Consider the following 21,839-nt stretch of genomic DNA (forward strand, 5'->3'; position numbering starts at 1 on the left):
CCCGCGTCAGTCCTTCAAGCGCCCTGTTCACCATCTTCCGTATCGCTCGCAACGGATGGTCTGCTGGCACTCGCGCTTCCGGCGACACATAACTGAACATCCCTTCCTGACGCGGATCTGTTCCTCTCATCGCTTACTCCAGGTCGATACGAATATGATACTTACTGTTATCCGCGTCAGGCGGAGTTTTTCAACAACCTGCTAAAAGGATTTGCCTCGGTATAGTCCCAAACCATCGGGAGTGCTTGGCGTCCGAAGGTGGACACTAATTTCGCCGCACCCGTATGCCAAGCACAGATTGCGGACCAGTAGTTGGCTCCCTTGTCCACTGCGAATGCCAAATACACCCCTACCGCCTCGGCGTATGCCTTGGGTCCGGCACCCGCCTCCCGCAAGGGCCGGTCGTCGTCAACCATGGCCGAGGTCACTCCCCAGTGGTCCTTGTTGACCTGCTCCATCGCTTCCGACACCAAGTCGGAGAAGATGGTCAAGGCAGCTAGTTGCCGCGCCGTGAAGAGATCGCCGAAGGCGGGCATGCCATAGTCTGGCGGAGAGAACCAGCGGGGGTTGCCCGGAAGCTCCAATTCGGGCCGCCACGTGGGGTTCGCCTTCGCCGCCGCCTCCTCGTGCTCCACGGTCGGTGGCAGATAGACCCGACCCCGGTCCCCCTCCGCCACTATAGCCATGAGCCGTGACCCCAACCGCTTCGCCTTGCCCTCCGTCTTGACGTAGTCGCTCGGAATGGCCGTCCCCGACAGCAAGCACCTGAAGTTGGCTCCGCGCGCCATCTTGGTTCCAGCCTTCGCCGCCTCGGGGTCTGCCGGCACCCCCACCTTCACCGCAAACCGGTACCCGCTCCCTTCGAACACCGGCTCGACGTACACCTCCTTCCCCTTCTTCGTCGAGAGCATGAACGTAGAGACCAACGGCACCTCTACATCCGCAAACGCCGGATTCGGGCTCTTCACCGTGCGCGCCCACAGCCACGCGATCATCGTCAGCTTGCGGCCCTGGTACGGCTTCAGGTCAGGCCGCTCCCGCACCATCTCGTCGGTGATCTCGACCTTCGGATACAAATGCCCGATACGCTCCTCCGCCTGGTCTCGCATCCACCGGCCATAGTAACGGACATCCTCGGCGAGCCCCTGCGCTCCCGTCCACTTACGCTCTGTCAGCAACGGCTTGCCTGCCCCTCCGCCTTCTCGCGCCTCCGGGTTCACCGGCTCCCTCCCCGCAAACCTGGGCGGTATCTCGATCATCGCCTTGTTGATCAGGACCGCCACCGGGTTCAGATCGCTCGCGTGAGCTTCCAGTCCCAACCGCTGAGCCTCCAGCGGCAACGCACCGCCTCCGGCAAAGGGATCGTGAAACGCAGGCAACTTGTCAGGGTCAAACAACTCTCCAGCCCGTGGATGTCCCGCGTTGTCGGTACAACACCGCCGCCAGCTAACTCGGATTTCGTGTCGCGCCTGCTGCAGCACATCCTCATTGGTGGTACTCTCCCACTGGACCATCTCCCCCATCAGCCGGAAAAGCCGTTCGCGCTCCCTTTGCTGATCAACTTCCGTGGGAAACAGATCTGGACGGTCCGAAGGGTCGTCGACCATCTGTGCGAAAATCACCGCCCGCGCGGCCGCGAGCGGCCGCCGCGCCCACCAGAGATGGAGCGTGCTTGGGTGCCCGTGTCTGATCGACTTCTCCCGTGCCGCGGCCCGATTAATTGCGTCTAGCGGAAGAGCGACCTCGATGAGTTTCTTCTTATCGGTCATGGTGTGGTGCCACAAAGAACTAACGGCCCGTCTTGGAAGATCGCCGCACACGCGCCATCCGCTTTTGAACTCCAGTCATTCGCAAGCGCCATTCAAGGAGAGGTTCACTGACCCCGAACTGCTCAGCCAGCAGCCGGGGTGCCCGGGTCCACCGATAAGCGTCGAGTAGTCCTTCGGCCGGGACAAGGAGGCATCCCGCAAGCCAAGCGGCTTCGTCTTCCTGCTCCTTGTTGAACTGAGCACGGAACAGAATACCCTCGGCCGAAACTTGAGCATCATCCGTCTTGTGGTTGAGAATAATGTGGGCCAGCTCATGGACAAGGCTGTTTGTCTGACGAGTGATGGGTTGGCTTGAATTCAGGATCACGAGATTAATCCCACCCTGCGAAACCGTGATGGCCGACCAACTGTCCGGATCTGCTACCGTCAGTTGTTGGAGGGATTTGTACGAAAGAAGGGGAAAGTCCTGCGGCGTTGCCACGCGCACGCGAAGAAATGCCGCCAACGCCCTCGGGGCCAGAGCCTCTTCAGAGGAGACTCCGAGGGCCTGCCGATACTCTGCTGAGGTCCTTTCGCACCATGCCTTGAATCCCCGCCGCACTAATCGTTCTCCTCCTCCGCCGCCAGCATATGTTGCGCCGCCAGGATCAGTTCCTGGAGAGCCGCCGCTGTCTCTACAGCCATGGCCTTTTCGCTTCGGAAGTGCACCGCAACCGTCCTCCGACCGCGGTCTTCAGGATCGAAACCAAGGACACTGGCCGGATCCACGTCTAACCACTGGCAGATCCTGGCGAAGTTCTCCAAGTCTGGAAGCTTCCCGTTCTCTATCCGTGACAACGTGGCCGGCGACACCCCGATCTCCCGTGCCGTAGTCCGGATACCGACCTTGCCGCGCTTCTGCGCGACCAATTGTCCCAAAGAAGCCAGTGAATAAGGCTCGGGCATCGCCTCCTCCTGAAATTCTATCCGAAGTGCTTGACATGTGAGACGGAGTGGTTACACTGACTAAGTGTTTCACGTTTCGAGCGGTTTGACAACTGTGCATTTCAGGCCTTAGAAGGAGGTTTTTCATGGCACTATCCGACGACAAAACCAGTGTGGAGAGCACCCCTGAGGGAGGGGTCGTCATTCAGATCGACCGCAAGGAGTACCGACTAACCGACAAACCCCCGGACACGAAGATAGTCATGACGGGGTGGGAACTCCGGAAGCTCGCCGATCCCGAGATCGATGAGAAACGAGACCTGTTCTTGGTGGTCCCCGGCGGCTCAGACAAGAAGATCGGCAACGACGAGGAGCTTGAGATTCACGATGGTATGCGCTTCTTCTCGGCGCCGGCTTTAATCAACCCAGGCGCACGAGAGTCACGGGAGGAGGTAATGCATGCTACCACCAGATGAGCGACACTATCTCCAGGCCAAGTTCCCTGAGTTTTCTGAGGCGTTAGAAAACCAGATGGTATGCGTCATCATCACCAACTTCCCGCTACCCTCAGGTTTGACGCCGCGCCAGTCGGATCTACTGTTGAGGCTCGCAGCGGGTTTTCCTGACGTTCCACCCGACATGTGGTGGTTCGACCCCCCGGTGTCGCGGCCCGACGGTAAAACGATACCTCAGACTCAAGTCCAAGAGATGCACCTGGGGAGAACTTGGCAACGCTGGTCCCGCCACCTCAACCAAGGAGAGTGGCGTCCTGGAGTCGACGGCCTTGAAAGCTACCTAACCCTCGTACACCGGGAGTTGGGGGCCGCCGCATGAGTATCACTGTCGTCTTGCCGGACACGATCACTGGCGACTTGATTCTGGCCGCCACGTCACCGACTGAACGTGCTGGCGTTTTGACCGCTCGCTGTCACCAAGCTCCCGGCGGTGACCTGCGCCTGCTCGGAAGAACCCTCTATTGGGCGTCCGAGGATTCATACCGCTATCGTGCGGCCACCGGTATGGCTGTAACGCCGGAGGGTTACCTAAGCGCCCTAGGCTCGGCCACAGACGATGGGGCAATACCCATCTGGCTGCATACACATCCGCAGAACGCGCCACGTCGTAGTGAACGGGACAAGGTTGTCGATTCCCAGATCTCGGATCTCTTTCGAATCCGAAGTGACTCCGAGTTCTATGGAACCGTGATCGTCTCTCCGAATGGTCCGACTCTCGACCTGACAGGTACGCTGCAAAAGTCTGGTGCCGAGGAAAAGGCTATTGACCGTTTCTGGCTCATCGGAGACCGGTGGTGGCTCCGACCTACCTTTGATCTTCAGCCACATTCCATTGAGCCGACTCTCTTCGACCGCAATGTTCGAGCATTCGGCGAGGATGTTCAACGGACGCTAGGCATGTTGAAAATCGCCATCGTAGGCACTGGTGGGACCGGATCTTCAATCGCCGAACAGTTGGTACGTCTGGGAGTGCGTCAGCTCTTGCTCGTCGACGGTGACACGCTGTGTGCCACGAATGTCACTCGTGTGTACGGCTCGACACCTACCCACGTCGGCAAACCGAAAGTCTCTGTGGTTGCCCAACACTTGGCGGCCATCGCTCCAGACCTTCAATGCGAGACGATCAAGGGCAAATGCACTGACGCCTCCATAGCCCGAGCTCTTGCAAATGTTGACCTCATTTTCGGGTGCACCGACGACAACGCCGGAAGGCTCGTACTGTCCAGGCTCTCGACCTACTACCTGATACCCGTAATCGACATAGGAGTGGTCCTTAGCAGCGACATGAAAGGGCTACTCACCGGAATTGACGGTCGAGTTACCGTTCTTTCCCCGGGCAACGCCTGTCTGGTTTGCCGAAACCGCATCGACACGGCGCGAGCATCGGCGGAGATGCAAACGAACCAGGAACGCACTAGGTTAGCCGACGAAGGGTACGCACCCGCCTTGGGGCGCGTTGAACCGGCGGTTGTTGCTTTCACAACTCTAGTCGCCTCGGCAGCGATCAACGAGCTGCTCGAGCGTCTCGTCGGTTATGGACATTCAACACGACCGAGCGAAGTGCTACTTCGAGTACATGACCGAGAGTTCTCGACAAACATCGCAACCCCGCGGGCTCGGCACTACTGTCATCAAGGCCAAAACAAGTGGGGCCTAGGCGACACGGAGCCGTTTCTGGAACAGCTTTGGACCATGTGACGATGAGGAAGTCCTCCAGCAGCGGATACCGGCGGGGGCGCTTGCGGCACCTTGGACTGAAGTTGCGCCGAGTCCGTGAATACCTGACCGCGACACGATGGCGCATTGAACGGACTGTACCGGAGGCGGACCGTATCCCGGAGTTGATTCCTCACCATAGGGCCATTCTCGTAGGAACGCCGTCATTGCAAAAGTGGCTTGTTTTCGACTGCCCATGCAATTCCGATCATCGAATCATGCTCAATCTTGACATTAACAAGACACCGTATTGGCGGCTCAAGGTGTCGTTATTCGGACGGATCACCGTGTCACCAAGCGTGCATTACCTAGGCGGGGGTGGGACCTGCCACTACTTCCTAACACGCGGGAGAGTAATTTGGACAAGAGATGCCACGTTGTTCGAAGCTCGGACACCGTGCAAGGAATCAATTCATGGACGCCATAGCCGCTAGTTCCCCAAGTATTCTATCCAACCCACCGCTCGCAGAAGCGCGGCCTTTTGATAGAGACGGGCGGAAGAAAATTATTCAGAGAATTCAACGGACGACAGGCAAAGCACTCATCTGTTATATCGCTCAGGATGAGCTGATTCTGCCTGAAGACACCGTCTATACGCAGGAGCTGCTCTATCCACTGAAAGCCGGCACTTCCGTCGACCTCCTTCTGAACACACCTGGTGGCGACATAGACACGGCGGAGAAGCTGGTACACATGATTCGTCAAGTTACCACCCCAACTGACGGAGACATACCGACGGGCGACTTCCGGATCGTCGTCCCGGACAAGGCCAAGAGTGCTGGGACCCTGGTAGCCTTGGGGGCAAACGCAATTGTGATGAGCGACACGTCTGAGCTGGGCCCGATTGACCCCCAGGTTAGGCTACCCGACCAAAACGGAAACCAGCATTGGCATTCGGTGTTCAACTACATAGAATCCTACGAAGCAGCAGCAGAGAATCTTCGACGAGAACCAGCAGATCCGGTTTTCCGGATGACGATGGCAAAATTCGACCCGGTTCTTCTACGGAAGGTGGAACAAGTAAGAGATCGCGCTCGCACATGTGCTGAGAACCTCCTCAAGCGTCACGGCGGCAATTTCACTCTAACCCCCAGTCGATTGATGGATACGGAGAGATTCCCGTCACACGGCCAGATGATCGATTGGGAAACAGCCAAACTTGACCTGGACCTCAATATTCTTTTCCTTGGAAATAAGGATCCCTTGTGGCGTCTATACTGGGAGCTGTACTGTTATCTTCGGATGGCACTGGCCGGCAATCGGAAGATTTTCGAATCCCTTCAAACCTCGGTCATTCTGTAACTGGCGAAAGCCGAACGAAACAGTAAACACCACTGCGTAGCGCGTAAAGAAACCGTTCTGCCCTAACTCGGCCTCTCCGCCCGCGCCAACAACTCCCCAAAATCATAGTTGACGCTCGTCACCCCGAAGTCCGGTTCCTGCCCGAAGGGTCGGCGAACATAATGGACCCGCTGACCGTCGTCTCCCAGGAACTCGACGATGGCGAGGATGAAGTCGTCAGGCTTGTTCAGGGAGTAGAGGACCTCGTTGCGCGTAACCGTGATGGAAGCTGCCCCACTGACGCGGCCCTTCACCTCGATGAACCGCAACTTGCCGGTTTCGGGCACCCGGCTCTCGATGTCGTAGCCCAGCTTCTCGAACTCCCGATCAGTAGGTTCGAAGCCCAAACGCCGCTCCACATCCATGACGATGGCTCGGGCGCGCGCGGCGGACGCCTGGGTGTCCTTCGGCGTCCTGAGTCCTGACACGCCACCCCCGGACATGGCTTCGATCAAGCCGACGGGAACTACCAGCAAGCCGCCCAGCACCACCGGGGGCAATGGTGAGATCTGTGCTTCGAGTTTCAGTTCCTCCAGCCGCTTCTGCAACCGCACCTGGAGGGTGTCCGCCCGCTTCCTCGCCTCTCCTGAGTTGAGCCGCGCACCGGTCTTGCCGGCTTGTTCCTGGAGCTTGAGCTGTTCGGCCCGGTGATCCCAATAGGTGATTTCCTTCGTCAGGCGGTCCTTGACCGCAGCCTCGGTCTTCGCGATCAAACTCAGCTTGGCGGCACGCACTTCCTTCAGGTGCTCGGGGACGACCTTTTCGACAGCGTAAGACAGGGCCGTCTGTTCCATATCCTTACGAATCCACGCGCATTCCTCACGGTCGAGGACGGCCTCGACCCCCGGTTCGTCGTCCGACAACGGCCGGTAATCCAGATACGGCGCATAATGTACGTGACGCGTCGCTCCGTCCGCATCGAGTTCCACGTAACGCACCCGCTTCGACACGACTCGCCGTTCGCCGGTGCGGGTGAGGCTTGCGTCTTGCACGGCATGTTCGACGAAAAAGAGCATACGGGGAGTGGTCCCGTTGTCGCCCTCGTCCACCAAAATCGTACCTCGCTTCAGGAGATCGCGGTGACGTTCGAGGGTCAGATCGAGAACAGCATCCAGCAACGGATGTCCCGGGCAGACGAAGGCCGCCAAGGGTTGGCCCGGGGGCGCCACCATGTGTTTCTCGAAAGCAATGCGCTCGTAACGAGGCAACACCGGCTCACGCACGCTAACCAACCGGTCGCGGTTGCGGACCAACGCCGGGACATGGGTTACCTGGTAACGGCGGGTCTCACGTTGCCGCACCGAGCCACCCAGGCGCTGGAACGCTTCCCGGAAGAACGACTCGATGTAGTGCGGCTGAAGGCGACGCGCTTCGGCCCGCTCCATGTCTTCACGAATCCGGTGCAACCGGCCCGCGTCCATGCCATCATGGACCAACTGCCGCTCCTCCAGCAGGTCCTGGAGCATGCGACGATCCAGCGCGTGATCCACCGCGGTATCCAAACGGGCCTGAACTTCCGGCTGCTCGCCGTACCGAATGGCCTCCAGCAGGAGTTCTCGCAGCGGCCTTCCTTCGAACTCCAACTTGCCGAGCACGTCGAATACCTGACCTCCCAGCGCCTCTCGCGCCTGCTCCAGCTTGTCCAGCAACTTGCGGTAGACGTCGCCCTCTCGTGTTTCGTCCGCCACCAGGTTCCACAGGTGGCACACTTCCGTCTGGCCGATCCGGTGAATGCGGCCGAAACGTTGCTCCAGGCGATTGGGGTTCCAGGGCAGATCGTAGTTCACCATCAGGTGGGCGCGCTGCAGGTTGATGCCTTCTCCCGCGGCGTCTGTCGCCAGCAGCACCTGGACCTCGGGGTCGTGCCGGAACGCTTCCTCCGCCTTGAGTCGATCCTCCCGGCCCATGCCGCCGTGGATCATCACGACCGAGGTTTCACGCCCAAGCAGAGTAGTGATTCGGCTCTGAAGATAACTCAAGGTGTCGCGATGCTCGGTGAAAAGAACCAGCTTCTGCCGCGGGGACGGCACAGGTGGCGGGATTGGACCTGCCCCGTAGGGGGTCGCATCGTCCTCGACTCGATCGGCGAACCCGGCCGACGTGAAGATCTCGCCGAGAAGGCTCGCCAGCTCTCGCCACTTCGTGTCGCCACCGCTCTGGCGCACACTCAACGCTTGCGCCTCCAGTGTTCTTAGCGTGTCGATCTCCGCCTTGAGCTCTAGAATAGAGCGGGCGGCCGTCGCCTGATCAAGGATGTGCACCTCCGCGTCGGCTATCTCCTGTTCCGGCGCATCGTCAAGATCCTCGACATCTTCCGCATCGAACTGTGGACCGTTCAACGCGGGAACAAAGGTGTCCTGTCGGCCCCGTTGAAGCACCTCCAAGTCGCGCAGGCGGCTCTCCAGGCGTTCGCGCCGCCGGCGAAGCGACTGATAGATCGCTTCCGGCGACGAGGCGAGCCGCCGCTGGAGGATTGTCAGGGCGAAGCCCACCGTGCCGGCCCGCTTGGCGTTGGCCAGCGCCTCCGCGCGATTGAACTCCTCGCGCACATAGTCGGTGACGGCCGTGTAGAGCCGAGCCTCAGCCTCCGACAGCTTGTAAGGGACCGTATAGGCGATGCGCTGCGGAAAGAGCGGCTTGCCGTCGAACTTCAGAAGACGTTCCTTGACCATGCGCCGCATCAGGTCAGAGACATCCGTGACGTGGACCCCGTCACGGAAGCGGCCCTCGAAGCGGTCGCCGTCAAGCAAAGCCATGAATAGCTGGAAGTCTTCCTCCTTGCCGTTGTGCGGCGTCGCCGTCATCAGCAGGAAGTGCCGTGTCAGACCCGACAGGAGCTGGCCCAGCCGGTAGCGTTTCGTGTACTTGATCTCGCCGCCGAAGAAGGTGGCCGACAGCTTGTGCGCCTCATCGCACACCACGAGATCCCAGCCGCAATCGGGGGCGCTGAGCTTGGCCTGTACGTCGTCGCCGCGTGACAGTTTGTCCAGGCGAGCGATCACGAGTGGGGTTTCCAGAAACCAATTGCCTGTGCGCGCCGCTTCCAACTTGTCGTTGGTGAGGATCTCGAACGGAAGCTGGAACCTGCGGTAGAGTTCGTCCTGCCATTGCTCCGCGAGACTCCCCGGGCAGACCACCAGGCAACGCTCCAGATCGCCTCGCGCCATCAGCTCCTTGATGAGCAGGCCCGCCATGATTGTCTTGCCGGCTCCCGGGTCGTCGGCGAGCAGGAAACGCAGCGGCTGGCGCGACAACATCGACTCGTAGACGGCGGTAATCTGATGCGGAAGCGGCTCCACCACCGAAGTGTGAACGGCCAATACCGGATCGAACAGGTGCGCCAGACGAATGCGTTGTGCCTCGGAAACGAGCCGGAAGAGCGCCCCGTCCCCGTCAAGGCTCCAGGGCCGACCGACTTCCACGACCTCGAGCCGGGGCTCGTCGTCGCGATAGAGCAGTTCGTTGGCGACCTTGCCCGTCGGCGTCTTGTAGGTCAGCTCCAGCGCCGCCGAGCCGAACCACTGGACATTGACGACGGTGACAAGGCTGTCGGCAAGGATGCCCTTTACGGCGGTGCTAGGTTGAAGGTCTTCGAGTTTCATCCCATGGGCCTCTCAAGTTGAAGCTGGTTGAGCTCCAAGCGCCACTTTCCGTGGACGGTTAGGCCGTTCAACCGACTTCGACGACGCCATGGCTGCGAACAACCGTTTTGACGATCCGAGTCTCCTGTTCGCAGAAGACGATCAAGTTGTTCGACGCCGGACCACGTGCGCTGGGGACCAACAAGCCGTCCGCGCCCAGGAAGGCGCATGCCTCGGCGATCTCCTGAGAACGCGGGTATTCTCTCTGCCGCTCAAGATAGCTCAGGTGGCCGTAAGAGGCCGCATCGAAGCCGATGGCCGAGAGTGCTTCGAGGCTGGGGAAGCGCATGACCGCATCCAGGCGCACCGCCAATTCAAACAGCTCATAGCGTACTTTCGAAGGCGGAAGAGGCTGGCCTTGATACAGATGAAAACGTCGCTCCGCGATGGCGGCCTCGCGTGTTTCCGAGGTGTAGAGCACGTCCAGCGTGCCGTCGTCCCAACGTCCTCCAGCCCGTGAGCATACAAGCGGATCAGAGCCCTCTCGCACCGACCGCCACACCGTTCCCGAGTAGGGGGATTGCTCGACGCGTTCCAATGCATCGAGCAATCGCCGATCCCGTATCCGGAACCCGGTTTGGAAGCGGTTCCCTTGCGCCATCTTCAGAGATACGCGTCCGCATCCAAGCGATCGAGGACGGCGATCACTTCTTCGGTGCGCTCGCCATGGATCAGGTCGATGGCCCGCTCACCGTCCAACTGCGGGTGCCGTGCATAGAGCCAGGCGCGAACTTCCTCTTGGCTATAGTATTCGCTGAGCCGCATCACCACGTAGGACAGATCCGACATGATGAGTTGCGTTTTCGGATGCGGCGACTTCTGGCCGCTCCCCCATCGAGATACCGTCGCCTTGGATACACCGGCAAAATTAGCGATGTCGGTTCCCTTCAAGCCACCGGTTTGCTGCAAGCGTTCGATGAACCGCACAACCGGTTTGCCCATCTTCCTTGTTTGTTCCATACGCAACTCCGCGCGGTCGGTGTGCCGGGTGGCTCCTGTATCCGATGACACCTTGGTTTCAATATCATATGTAGTGAAACACACAAGTCAACAGCGCGGATGCTATGGAGTTGATTCGCATCCCTCGCCCAACCCCTCCGTTTCGTGTATCGTGGCGGTCGGATCGAGGGACCAATCGAAAGAACCACCAGGAGGAATCCCATGAACAACCTGCGCGGCAAGTACGCCATCGTGGGCGTCGGGCACAGCAAGCTCGGCAAGGTGCCGGAGATGGGGCCCATCGGGATGTTCGCGGTGGCGGCGCGGAACGCCATCGCGGACGCGGGGTTGACCAAGGCGGACGTGGACGGGCTGATCACGCGGGGGCCGGATGACGTGTACTGCCACCACCAGCGGGTGGGGGCGGCGCTGGGGCTCAACGTGACCTACAGCACGTCGACGGACAACGGCGGCGCCAGCCAGGTGCTGGGGGTGGCCATGGCGTGCATGGCCATCGATGCGGGGCTTTGCAGCACGGCGGTGGTGGGCTTCGGGCGGGATACGTGGTCCCGGACGCACCGCACGGAGACCGCGCGCAAGCGGGTCAACATCGGCATCCAGAACCAGGGCGAGTTCGGGCCCGAGTTCGGCTGGTTCGGCGCTCCGTCCAACTACGCGGTGTCGGCGCGGCGCCACATGAAGCTCTACGGCACCACCAAGGAGCAGTTGGGCCACATCGCGGTGGCGTTCCGCGAGCACGCGAGCCGCAACCCCAACGCGTTCTTCCAGAAGCCGGTCACCATCGAGGAGTACCTGAACGCGCGTATGATCGTCGATCCCCTGTGCCTCTACGACTGCAGCGTCTACATCGACGGCGCCGCCGCGGTGGTGGTGACCTCGGCGGAACGCGCCCGGGACCTGAAGCAGCCGCCGGCCCATGTCATGGGTTTCGGTTTCGGCAACCGGCTCAGCGGCTGGTTCGAGGAGAGCAACATGCTCACCACCGGGGCCAAGGAGGCGGGCGAGGGAGCCTACCGCATGGCCGGCATCGGCCCCGAGGACGTGGACACGGCCCAACTCTACGACTGCTTCACGCAGATGGTGCTGCTGCAGCTCGAGGACTACGGCTTCTGCGACAAGGGTGAAGGCGGCCCGTTCGCCGCTTCGGGGGCGCTGCGGCTGGGCGGCCGGCTGCCCACCAACACATCGGGCGGGCAGCTCTCGGAAGGGCATACCGAAGGCATGTTGCAGATCGTGGAAGGCGTGCGCCAGGTCCGCCGCGAGCACGGACCCGACCGCCAGGTGAAGGACGCCGAAGTGGCCTTGGTGAGCGAACACGGCGGCAATACGGCCTGCCAGTCCGCCATGATCCTGGCGAGGGAAGCATCATGAGCGAGTACACCAAGCCGTTGCCGTATCCCACGGTGGAGTCGGAGCCCTTCTGGGAGGGCTGCAAGCGCCACGAGTTGTTGTTGCCGCGGTGCCGCGCGTGTTCCGGATACTGGTTCCCGCCCGGTGCCACCTGCCCGCACTGCTGGAGCACGGAGTGGGACTGGACCAAGGCGTCGGGCCGCGGCAGGATCCACTCGTTCGGCGTCTACCACCGAGTGTACCACCCGGGGTTCGAGGGCGAAGTCCCCTACGTGTTCGCGGTCGTTCAACTGGAGGAAGGACCTCGGCTGGTGAGCAACGTGGTGAACGAGTCGCCCGAGAAGCTCGAATGCGACCAACCCGTGGAGGTGGTGTTCGAGGATGTCACGGAGGACGTGACCCTCTACAAGTTCAGGCCCGCGGGCTGACCGCCCGTGTAAACCGCGCGCTAGCGCGACGCCTTGGTGAGCGTCTGGATGAGCGGATCGGCCTGCTTGTTGCTGACGCTTCTCCGGAGCAGGATGTCCCGTGGCGTGACATCCACGGTCCCGTAGTAGGTGCGGTTGTCGTCTCGACTCACCACCACGCCCCCGCCCTCCACCGACAGGCCCGCGAACAGCCCCTTGACGCGGGCGAACGAGAAGAGGTCGAAGATCTCGGCCTTGGCGCCGACGCCGTCCGGACCCACGCCGATGCTCGCGTCGGCGCCAAGCTGGAACTTGTCGGTGAGAAATCTCCTGAGGCCCGTGTCCGTCATGATCATGAGGATGACCTCGCCCGCCCCGACGCCGAACTGAAGGCCGACGGAACCCGACAACACGTCATAGAAGGCGGGATAGCTCCACCGGCCGTCCTTGTCCTGCGCCAGGAGCACGCCCTTGCCGATGGAGCCGCCAACGAAAAAGCCGCCCTTGACGAAGCTCGGCATGATGAGGAGGCCCTTGGCGTAACGGACATTGTTCCGGAACCACGTCATCCGGGAATCCCGTTGGAATTCCTCGAAGGTCACACGGGCCTTGTCCACTCTGACGGCCAAGTCCTTCGCGGCCGTTGGCTGTCCGAACACGACGGCGGACGACATGGAGAAGAGGAACAAGACGGCGAGCGAAACCAGAGTTCTCTTCATTGAATGCCTCTCTTCCTCCAGTGGCCCGCGGACCGACGACCCAGCCTGACCGTGCACTTTCAGGATACCACGCGAGACGGGCATGAAAAACGGAATACGCGACTTCTTCAGAACTCGGTGCCGATACCGGCGGCCCGTGCCTTGTCGTGGGCAAGCCGCGCCAGCGCCATGTACCCGACGCCCTGATCGCTGTTCTGCTTGAAGAGGGTGATCTCGCGGTCGTTGCGGCGGCCGCGGGTCTTCCCGGTGACCAGAGCGCTCAGGTCCTTGACGTGGTCCCAAGCGATCACTCCGTTTTGCACCGGCTCCAGCAGGTCGCCCTGTTCGTCCTGGATACCCTGTTGCACCAGCGTCGCCACGATCACGTCCGCCCGCGCCAGCACCTCGTCGTCCAGCTCCCGTCGAGGCCGGCTCACCAGCCCCTCCATCAAGAGCTCCTTGTTGCCCACGATGGAGGTGACGTGGACCCCTTCCTCCAGCCAGCGTCCGAACACCACCGGCATGTTGCTGCCGGTGGCGCAAACGATGATGTCCACGTTCCGGGCGGCGTCCTCGGCCCGCTCCACCGGTTTCAGCTCTGCCTCCACGCAGGACTGCATGGTCTCGCAGAACGCACGGCGGTTGTCCGCGCTACGGCTGTAGACCCGCACCTCGGTGATGGGCCGGATGGCGCACATGGCCTCCAGGTGGCGCCGCGCCTGACGGCCGGTGCCGAGAAGGCCCAGCACCCGGGCATCCTGCCGCGCCAGCCCGCGGGTGCCGACGGCGCTGGTGATGGCGGTCTCGGTGGCGAACTCGTCCCCCGGCTCCTCCCGCCGGTACAAGGGCGGGCAGCCGGCGATGATGGCCAGGAGCGCGCCGGTCTCGCTGTCGTAGCAGACGTAGACCCGCGTCCCCACCGCCGCGTAGCTCTGGTCGTCGGCCGTGTAGTTGTGGCGCTCGTAGTGGACGAAGGTCCCGGCCACGCTCAGGGGCACGCAGCCGCCCGAGTGCACGCTGATGCGGCGGTCGTCCGCCAGCATGCGCTGGCGCGGCAGGCTGAAGAGGGGATGCTCCTCCTGGGAGGCGAATCCCCGCTCCACCGCGTCCACCGCCTCGGTGATGGAGATGAGCCCCTTGAGCTCCTCCGCCTTGATGAACAGCGCCATACCGGTCAGCGGTGCGCGCGGGTGAACTCCAGTGTGCGCTCGCACACGTTCTCGGTGGTCTGGTCGGGGGGCATGACGTTCCAGAACTCGCCGTTGGGAAGACACTCGCGCAGGTAGTGCGCTCCTGAGGTGGCGTGGGACGCGTCGTCGCCGGGCATGATCACGGCCGGCGCCTTGATGCCCATGACTTCCTCGGCGGTGGCGCCGGTGGCGGTGTCGCGGTCGAACAGGTCCGGACCGCAGGTCGCGATGATCCCCATGTAGCGGTCCGGGTCCTCGGCGGCGAATTGCTCGGCGAAGGCGCTGTCCCGGGCGATGACCGAAGCCCAGGGCCCGGACTCGGGATCGGCCCAGAAGGTCGTCCCCTTCGACGCCCGTTCCACGACCCCGTCGAGGCCGTTCTCCCGGACGAATCCGAGGTGGTTGGCCCAGCGCGCCTGGCACGAGGCCTTCCATCGGTATCCCCCCACCGGCCAGTGGAGGACCAATCCGCGGGTCCGTTCCGGAAAGTTGACGCCGAAGGAGAGCGCCACCGAGCAGCCCATGCAGCCGCCCATGACGAAAGCGGAGTCGATGCCGAGGTGATCCAGGAGTTGTTTCCCCTGGGTGGCGTAGGTGGTCCAGGTGATGCGCTCCACGCGGCCGCCGGACTGCCCGGACTCGCGCCGGTCGTAGGCGATGACCTGGTGTTCGGTGGCGAGCTTCGCCAGGGCGTCGAGGCCCTTCCAGGCCGTGGACACGCGCCACTTCTCGATGGTGGAATCGAATCCCCCGGGCGCCAGCATCAGCAAAGGCGGACCGGAGCCATGGATTTCATAATAGACCTCGATACCGTCGATGACAGCAGTCGACATGCAGTTCCTCCCGAAAAATCCGTACACACGCGCGTATCGCGCATTGTCGGAGCTTGGATGATGTTGCCCCACGACTAGCCCAAGCGACCGGGCCAGTCAAATTCCCCGGCTCACCCCACCTGGATTCCCCCTTCCGGGAGAATGACGTTCACACTGCATTGACCCCATTGAGTCTCTGGCCCTATAATCCGCGCTTCATGGTCCGGTGATTGGAGGAAACCTTTACATGTTGATCGACTGGCATTCACACCATACCGCCCCGGAAGTCGTGGACGCGTTCAAGCAGAAGGCCGGCAAGGCGCCCAAGGTCGACGGCTACGACTCGAAGGACTTCGACAAACGGCTCGCGGAACTGGACGAGGCGGGCATCGACTTCCAACTCGTCTGCCAGGGGGCGAGCGAGGACGCCGACCAGCTCGGCGACGCGGACGCCATGGCGATGGCGCGCCTGTCCAACGACGTGCTGGCGGAGCGCATCGGCGGCCATACGGACCGCTTCGGCGGCATCACGGCGCTGTCGCTCAAGAACGTCGCGGAATCGGTGGAGGAGATCGAGCGCATGGCCGCGCGCGGCTTCAAGGCGGTGCTCATCTACCCGCGGGTGGACGGGGAGATGAAAGTGGACCTGCCCGACCTCGACCCGGTGTTCGCCAAGGCGTCGGAGTTGGGCCTGCCGCTCTTCCTTCACGGCAGCGGCGGCGCCAAGGACCCCACGCTCCAGCGGCTGGAGGACGGCGGCGCCGGGGTGGCCTACAGCGTGCTGTCGGACGCGAGCGTCAACGAATGCGTCATGCGCATGATCGCCAGCGGCCTCTTCGACCGCTACCCGAAGCTCCGGGTCGTGATACGCAGCGGCGGCGGCGGCATCCCGCTGCTGGTTCAGAGGATGTTCTGGAAACACAAGGGTCCGGAGGGCGAGAAGCGCTACTCCGATATCTTCCTGGAACACTTCTCCATCGACACGGCGAGCGTCCGGCCCAAGGCGCTGCCCTTTCTCGCCGACGTGATGGGGTCCGAAGGTATCGTATTCGGGTCGGACTACTGTGGCGGGTTGGGGCCGCTCAAGAAAGCGTTGACCGTCGTGGACGAGCAGGAGAACGCCTCGGAGATCCGCGCGCGCACGGAGCGGATCTCGCGCGCGATGCTGCGCCTGTAGGGCTTCATCGGTCAGGACCTGACGTGCGCGGCGAAGGCCTCCAGGGTGCGCAGGAAGCTCGCGCGCGACAGAGTCGCCATGTCCAGCACGATGTGCTCGACGCCGGCCTCCTCGAACTCGGCGATGCGCTCGCGGATCAATGACGGGGCGCCGTTGAAGGGAGTGTTGCCGGCGCGGCCGGTGTAAGGCCCCACCGGCTCGGAGACGCCCTCGATGACCAGGTTGGCGCGCAGCGACATGCCCGGCACCTGCGCGCGCTTCCGCCGCTCGCACAGCCGGGCCATGTAAGCCCTTCCCTCCTTCATCTCCGCGGCGCTCAGGCCGATCGGATGCCATCCGTCGCCCAATTCCACCGCGCGCCGCATGGCGCGCTTGCTCCTGCCGCCGATCCAGATGGGCGGCCCCGATTGCTGCACCGGCCGCGGCGACGTGTACACCTTGTCGAAGTTGAAGTACCTGCCGCTGAAGCCCATTTCGTCGTGGCTCCAGGCCTCCCGGATCACGCGCAGGTACTCGTCGCTCACGTCGCCGCGCTCTTCGAACGGCACTCCCAGCGCGTTGAACTCCCCCTCCATGTAACCGGCGGCCGCGCCGAAGATCACCCGGCCGCCGGAAAGCACGTCGATGCTGGCCAGCATCTTGGCCATGACCAGGGGGTTGCGGTACCCCAGCACGATGATGCTGCTGCCGAGCTGCGCCCGCTCGGACACCGCCGCCAGGTAGCTGAACACCGTGAACGCTTCCAGCATGTGTTCGCGGTAGATCAACTGGGCCTCACGCACGCCTTCAGGGATCACCACGTGGTCCGTCACCCAGATGGAATCGAACCCCGTCCGCTCGATCTCCGTGACGGCCTCCACCAACTCCGCGCTCTCCACCTCCCGGCCGTAATGAGTGAGACAAACCCCGAACTTCATCTTATCCCCCCTACTCCTTGCGCGTGGTCAACTCGATCTTGTAGCCGTTGGGATCCTCCACGAACGCGATGACCCCGCCGCCATGCTTCATGGGACCGGCGTCGCGGGTGACCTTGACCCCCTTCTCGCGCAGGTCGTCGCAGGTGGCGTACACGTCGGGCACGCCGATGGCGATGTGGCCGAACCCGTCGCCCACGTCGTAGTCGTGGGTGTCCCAGTTGTAGGTCAGCTCGATGACGGCGCTGTCCTCCTCGGAGCCGTAACCCACGAAGGTGTTGGTGAAGCGGCCGGACTCGTAGTCCTTCCGCTTCAGGACCGTCATCCCCAATCCGTCACAATAGAACTTGAGGCTCTCGTCCAGGTGCTTGACCCGGATCATGGTGTGAACGATTCTCATGCCGTTCTCCTTTCCTGCGTTGCCGAGCGCGGAATCCGCCGCCGCGCCGTTCGGTTCACTCGCAGACCCGCACCGGATCCGCCACGACCTCCCGGATGGCCCAGCCCTCCGACCGTGTGAAGCTCACGTGGCTCAGTTCGCAGGGCTTGAGATGGAACGTACGATACTGGTTCAGCGAGGTCCCGCTGATACGGCACAGGGCCGAAACAATCGGGAAGCTGTGGCTCACCACGAGGATCGCGTCTTCGTCGTCGTGCCCCTCGACAATGCGGTTGAGCGCGCACCAGACCCGGCGGTCCACGTCGAGCAGGCGCTCCCCCCCGGGCAACTCCACGCGCACGGGGTGCGTCCGCCATTGCTCGATCAACTCCCCGAACCGCTCCCGCACCTCCACGAAGGTAAGCCCCTCCATCTCCCCGTGGTCGAGCTCGCGCAGGTCCGGCTCGATCCTGACCGCGACTTCGTGAGGACCGCCGACGATTTCCGCGGTCTCCCGAGCGCGCCGCAGATCACTGGAGTACACGGCGTCGATGCGTCTGCGGCTCAGGTGGGCGGCCACCTCGCCTGCCTGACGCTGGCCGGTCTCGTTCAGCTCGATGTCCGAGCTTCCCTGGCACCGCCCCTCATGGTTCCAGCGGGTCTCGCCGTGGCGTAGCAGGAAGATCTGCATGGGAAAGCGCGCGCGTCAGATGAATTCCGGATGGATCTCGATCTTGGCGTTGGCCTTGAGGTCCTCGATCAGGCGGCTGAAGGCGCGCTGCCCTTTTTCCTCGTGTATCTGCCGCGTGAGGTCCTCCTTCTCCTTCTCCAGACCCGCGAGATCGGCTTCGACGGCGGTTCTCAGCACCATCACGTAGAACGAGTCGCCCTGAGCGTAGGCCGCGTCCACCACCGGATTCGCCTTGGATGCGGTAAGACGGCCGAGGGGCAAGGGGAGTATCCCGATCTCGGGAACGTTCGCCTGCTTGCGCGGGAAGAGGCCGGTGTCCTCCACCGCGAGGCTCTGAGCCGCCGCGGCTTGGCGCAGGTCCGTGCCGCCCTTGATCTCGGCCAGGAATGCCTCCGCCTTCTTCTGGGCTTGCTCGCGCGCCTTCCTGCGCGCGAGCGTCTCCTGGATCCGTTCCTTCACGTCGTCAAGCGGCGGCACCGCCGGCTCGACACGCTCGGCCCCCTGGAGAAGATAAAACGCGTCCGGCGAAGCGACGATGGGACCTGTCTGGTCCGTCCGGAGCGTGAGGGCGGCGCGATAGAACTCTTCCACGTCGCCGATGGCGTCGAGCGTCTCGCCGGCGCTGAACAAGCGCGTCTCACCCGGTTCGATGCCGCGCTCCTTGGCCACCTGCGCCAGCGCCACGCCGTCCAGCGCCCTTTCCCGATCCTCCTCCACGGCACGGGCCGCGCGCGCCCCGCCGCGCTCCCGCTTGAGCGCGGCGGCGATCTCGTCGTGTACCTCCTCCAACTCACGTATCTTGTCTTCCCGCCGCTCGACGGCCTTCAGCAGGTGCAGCCCGAGGGAGCTCTCAAGCACGTCGCTGATCGCGCCCTCCTCCATGGCAAAGAGGGCCTCGTCCAGCGGGTCCACGAGCTGTCCCCGGACGACGAAGCCCATGTCACCCCCCTCGGCGGCGCTCTCGTCCTTGGAGTGCTGTTTCGCCAACTCGGCGAAATCGGCTCCTTCGCGGGCCTGCTTCAAGAGGGCTTCCAGTTGTTCGCGCGCCGCCGCCTTGTCTTCGGGAGAGGTTGCTTCGTCGGTCGGGATGAAGATCTGACTGAACTTAACCGCCTCCGGCTGGCGGAACCGCCGTTCGCGGTAGACGTCGTAGTAGGCCTGGACGTCCGCGTTCGACACCTCGATGTCCTCGGCGAAACGGTCCACACGATACTCCAGGTAGCGCGTCTTGACCTTGAGCGGCTCCCGCAGGAGCGCCCCGTTGCCGTCGTAGTAGGTCTGGATATCCTCGTCGGTCACCTCCGCTCCCTCGGCGAAGTCATCCGTGGCGAAACGGACGAAGTCCAGTGCAATCTCCTCGTTCTCCACGCGGTAGCGCTCTTCGACTTCCGCCGCGGTCACCGGAATGGAATCCCCGATGAGGCTCCGGAGCTTCTGGATCGCCAAGGCCTCGCGCTGCTGCGTCTCGAACTCCGTGGGGGTCAGCCCTTGCCCGCGCAGCGCCAGGCGGTAGGCGTTCCGGTCGAACCGGCCGCCCGCCTGGAAGGCCGGGTGGCTGGCGATGCCGTCGGCCAGCTCGCCGTCCGTGACCTTGAGGCCCAGATCGTGCGCGGCCTGCAACAGCAGACGCTGCTGGATCAACTCCTCCAGCAACTGGCCGCGCAGGTTGAGCGCCTCGATGTCCGCGGGCGACAGCCGCCCGCCGGCCAGTTGCCGGTAGGTCTGAAGCATTCGATAATACTGGCTTTCAAGCTCGGTGTAGGTGATCGGGTCGCCGTTCACCTCGGCGATGGTGACGACCTGCTGCTGTCCCCCCTGGGGCCCCACGCCGACCATGACGAACGCCAGCACGCCGACCCCGAGCAAGAGCAGCACCAGCCACGACCGTTTCCGTTTCCGCAACACGTCAAGCATTTCCGAGAAGCTCCTTGCGATACTTCAGTACTTCAGAGTGGTAATCCACGTCCGCCCGCCCCGACGGCCGTTTCCCTGGGACATCCGGACAAGGCGAACCGTGTCATTATAGGTACCCGTCATTGTGATGTGAAGCGGATGAACGGCCGGGGCGACGAGCAATATCGTCCGCCGGGGACACTCCGGTTTGTTGTACCGTGGGTGGACTTCTGATATCTTTGACTCGGTTTCCAGCCTGTTATCGAAGCGCAGAGGGGTCGCATGAGGTTTCTCGACAGGATCTATGGCCTTGTCTCGAACGACTTGGCCATCGATCTCGGTACGGCGAACACGCTGATCTATATCAAACACGAAGGTGTCGTCTGCAACGAGCCCTCCGTGGTAGCCGTCCAGAAGAATGGCCGCGGCGAGAAACGCATCCTCTCTGTGGGAGCCGCCGCGAAGAAGATGCTGGGGCGGACACCGGGGAGCATCGTCGCGATCCGGCCCTTGCGGGATGGCGTGATCGCCGACTTCGAGACCACCGAAGCGATGCTGGAGTACTTCATCAAGCAGGTGCACCACCGGCGTTCGTTGGTCCGTCCCCGGGTCATCATCGGGGTTCCTTTCGGCATCACCGAGGTCGAGAAGCGCGCGGTCCGGGAATCCGCCGAGTCCGCGGGAGCCCGGGAGGTCTACCTCATCGAACAACCCATGGCCGCGGCCATCGGCTCCGGGCTTCCCATCACCGAGCCCACCGGCAACATGATCGTGGACATTGGCGGCGGCACCACCGAGGTGGCGGTGATCTCCCTGGCCGGCATCGTTTACTCGAAGTCGATCCGCGTGGGGGGCGACAAGCAGGACGAGGCCATCGTCCAGTTCATCAAGCGGCGTCACAACCTGATGATCGGAGAACGGACCGCGGAACTCATCAAGATCACCATCGGTTCGGCCTATCCCGGCGACGAGATCCGCACCATGGAGATCAAGGGGCGCGACCTGGTGGCGGGCGTGCCCAAAACGGTGCTGATCTCGGACGAAGAGATCCGCGACTGCCTGCTGGAGCCCATCAACCAGATCCTGGATGCCGTGCGCGTATCGCTGGAACGCACGCCGCCGGAACTGGCATCGGACATCGTCGACCGGGGCATCGTGCTGGCGGGCGGCGGCTCGCTGTTGCGGAATCTGGACTCACTGATCAGTGAGGAAACGGGGCTTCCGGTGAGTCTGGCCCAGGATCCCTTGACGTCGGTGGTCCTGGGAGCGGGTAAGGCGCTGGACGAGATCGAGTTGCTCAAGGATGTGACCATCAACTGAAAGGACCGAGGACACACGTGGCCGCAGCCAGCAAAGGGAAAACTGCGGACTCGCCCCGCTCATCGCCGCAACCGGCCCAATCCCGCCAGACCGACGCCCGTGCCGGCAAAGCCGGATTTCAGGCCTTGGCCGTGTTGCGTCG

Annotated in this window: 21 protein-coding genes; 7 read left to right on the forward strand and 14 right to left on the reverse strand. The window is 62.8% G+C overall.

The annotated features are described in order from the left end of the window. The 4 genes from OXF11_04845 to OXF11_04860 form a co-directional block, all read right to left on the reverse strand. Positions 1-130, reverse strand: a 130-nt coding sequence (locus tag OXF11_04845) for an IS5/IS1182 family transposase (GenBank protein MCY4486427.1), incomplete at its 3' end; no start/stop codon positions are given. A 46-nt stretch (positions 131-176) separates the two neighbouring features. Next, a complete protein-coding gene (locus OXF11_04850) occupies positions 177-1,769 on the reverse strand; it encodes a DUF1156 domain-containing protein (protein ID MCY4486428.1) in 1,593 nt (530 codons plus the stop codon). Between the two features lie 19 nt (positions 1,770-1,788). Beyond that, entirely contained in the window at positions 1,789-2,274 is a 486-nt protein-coding gene (locus OXF11_04855; GenBank protein MCY4486429.1) for an ImmA/IrrE family metallo-endopeptidase, read from the reverse strand. A gap of 95 nt (positions 2,275-2,369) precedes the next feature. After that, a complete protein-coding gene (locus tag OXF11_04860) occupies positions 2,370-2,714 on the reverse strand; it encodes a helix-turn-helix transcriptional regulator (protein ID MCY4486430.1) in 345 nt (114 codons plus the stop codon). A gap of 125 nt (positions 2,715-2,839) precedes the next feature. Between OXF11_04860 and OXF11_04865 the strand changes: the two genes are divergently transcribed. The 3 genes from OXF11_04865 to OXF11_04875 all read left to right on the forward strand — a co-directional run bounded on the left by OXF11_04865 (position 2,840) and on the right by OXF11_04875 (position 6,226). After that, a complete protein-coding gene (locus tag OXF11_04865) occupies positions 2,840-3,169 on the forward strand; it encodes a multiubiquitin domain-containing protein (protein MCY4486431.1) in 330 nt (109 codons plus the stop codon). A gap of 354 nt (positions 3,170-3,523) precedes the next feature. After that, entirely contained in the window at positions 3,524-4,906 is a 1,383-nt protein-coding gene (locus OXF11_04870) for a ThiF family adenylyltransferase (GenBank protein ID MCY4486432.1), read from the forward strand. A gap of 432 nt (positions 4,907-5,338) precedes the next feature. After that, complete coding sequence (locus tag OXF11_04875; GenBank protein MCY4486433.1) at positions 5,339-6,226, forward strand: hypothetical protein; 888 nt, start codon at positions 5,339-5,341, stop codon at positions 6,224-6,226. Positions 6,227-6,288: 62 nt separating this feature from the next. Here the strand turns inward: OXF11_04875 and OXF11_04880 are convergent, their stop codons facing one another. The 3 genes from OXF11_04880 to OXF11_04890 all read right to left on the reverse strand — a co-directional run bounded on the left by OXF11_04880 (position 6,289) and on the right by OXF11_04890 (position 10,866). Then, positions 6,289-9,867 (reverse strand): helicase-related protein, encoded by a 3,579-nt coding sequence (locus OXF11_04880; protein MCY4486434.1) that lies wholly within the window; start codon positions 9,865-9,867, stop codon positions 6,289-6,291. Positions 9,868-9,934: 67 nt separating this feature from the next. Next, positions 9,935-10,456: an RES family NAD+ phosphorylase gene (locus OXF11_04885; protein ID MCY4486435.1), complete on the reverse strand. Its 522-nt coding sequence runs from the start codon at positions 10,454-10,456 to the stop codon at positions 9,935-9,937. A gap of 53 nt (positions 10,457-10,509) precedes the next feature. Then, the gene (locus OXF11_04890; protein MCY4486436.1) at positions 10,510-10,866 is read right to left on the reverse strand and encodes a DUF2384 domain-containing protein; all 357 of its coding nucleotides are present in this window, start codon (positions 10,864-10,866) and stop codon (positions 10,510-10,512) included. 201 nt (positions 10,867-11,067) lie between these two features. Between OXF11_04890 and OXF11_04895 the strand changes: the two genes are divergently transcribed. Beyond that, positions 11,068-12,237: a thiolase family protein gene (locus OXF11_04895; GenBank protein MCY4486437.1), complete on the forward strand. Its 1,170-nt coding sequence runs from the start codon at positions 11,068-11,070 to the stop codon at positions 12,235-12,237. Beyond that, positions 12,234-12,644: an OB-fold domain-containing protein gene (locus OXF11_04900; protein ID MCY4486438.1), complete on the forward strand. Its 411-nt coding sequence runs from the start codon at positions 12,234-12,236 to the stop codon at positions 12,642-12,644. The genes OXF11_04895 and OXF11_04900 overlap by 4 nt, the downstream gene beginning before the upstream one ends. Positions 12,645-12,664: 20 nt before the next feature. Here the strand turns inward: OXF11_04900 and OXF11_04905 are convergent, their stop codons facing one another. The 3 genes from OXF11_04905 to OXF11_04915 form a co-directional block, all read right to left on the reverse strand. After that, on the reverse strand, positions 12,665-13,342 hold the full coding sequence (locus OXF11_04905) for a lipid-binding SYLF domain-containing protein (GenBank protein ID MCY4486439.1): 678 nt from the start codon (positions 13,340-13,342) through the stop codon (positions 12,665-12,667). Between the two features lie 107 nt (positions 13,343-13,449). Next, the gene (locus tag OXF11_04910; protein ID MCY4486440.1) at positions 13,450-14,490 is read right to left on the reverse strand and encodes an ornithine cyclodeaminase family protein; all 1,041 of its coding nucleotides are present in this window, start codon (positions 14,488-14,490) and stop codon (positions 13,450-13,452) included. 5 nt (positions 14,491-14,495) lie between these two features. Then, positions 14,496-15,344 (reverse strand): alpha/beta hydrolase, encoded by an 849-nt coding sequence (locus OXF11_04915; GenBank protein ID MCY4486441.1) that lies wholly within the window; start codon positions 15,342-15,344, stop codon positions 14,496-14,498. A 226-nt stretch (positions 15,345-15,570) separates the two neighbouring features. Between OXF11_04915 and OXF11_04920 the strand changes: the two genes are divergently transcribed. Continuing rightward, positions 15,571-16,500, forward strand: a complete 930-nt coding sequence (locus tag OXF11_04920; GenBank protein MCY4486442.1) for an amidohydrolase family protein — start codon at positions 15,571-15,573, stop codon at positions 16,498-16,500. Between the two features lie 11 nt (positions 16,501-16,511). Here the strand turns inward: OXF11_04920 and OXF11_04925 are convergent, their stop codons facing one another. Genes OXF11_04925 through OXF11_04940 form a run of 4 tightly spaced genes read right to left on the reverse strand, consistent with a single transcriptional unit; the run spans position 16,512 to position 20,398 of the window. Continuing rightward, positions 16,512-17,417 carry an LLM class F420-dependent oxidoreductase gene (locus tag OXF11_04925; protein MCY4486443.1) on the reverse strand — a complete coding sequence of 302 codons (906 nt, stop codon included), beginning with the start codon at positions 17,415-17,417 and terminating at the stop codon, positions 16,512-16,514. A gap of 10 nt (positions 17,418-17,427) precedes the next feature. Then, positions 17,428-17,814 (reverse strand): lactoylglutathione lyase, encoded by a 387-nt coding sequence (gloA, locus tag OXF11_04930; protein ID MCY4486444.1) that lies wholly within the window; start codon positions 17,812-17,814, stop codon positions 17,428-17,430. Positions 17,815-17,869: 55 nt separating this feature from the next. Further along, a complete protein-coding gene (locus OXF11_04935) occupies positions 17,870-18,484 on the reverse strand; it encodes a histidine phosphatase family protein (GenBank protein MCY4486445.1) in 615 nt (204 codons plus the stop codon). Between the two features lie 15 nt (positions 18,485-18,499). Next, positions 18,500-20,398 carry a SurA N-terminal domain-containing protein gene (locus tag OXF11_04940; protein ID MCY4486446.1) on the reverse strand — a complete coding sequence of 633 codons (1,899 nt, stop codon included), beginning with the start codon at positions 20,396-20,398 and terminating at the stop codon, positions 18,500-18,502. Between the two features lie 261 nt (positions 20,399-20,659). Between OXF11_04940 and OXF11_04945 the strand changes: the two genes are divergently transcribed. Next, the gene (locus OXF11_04945) at positions 20,660-21,697 is read left to right on the forward strand and encodes a rod shape-determining protein (protein MCY4486447.1); all 1,038 of its coding nucleotides are present in this window, start codon (positions 20,660-20,662) and stop codon (positions 21,695-21,697) included. Positions 21,698-21,839 lie beyond the last annotated feature (142 nt).

This window comes from Deltaproteobacteria bacterium, assembly GCA_026712905.1.
Lineage (GTDB): Bacteria > Desulfobacterota > Binatia > UBA9968 > JAJDTQ01 > JAJDTQ01.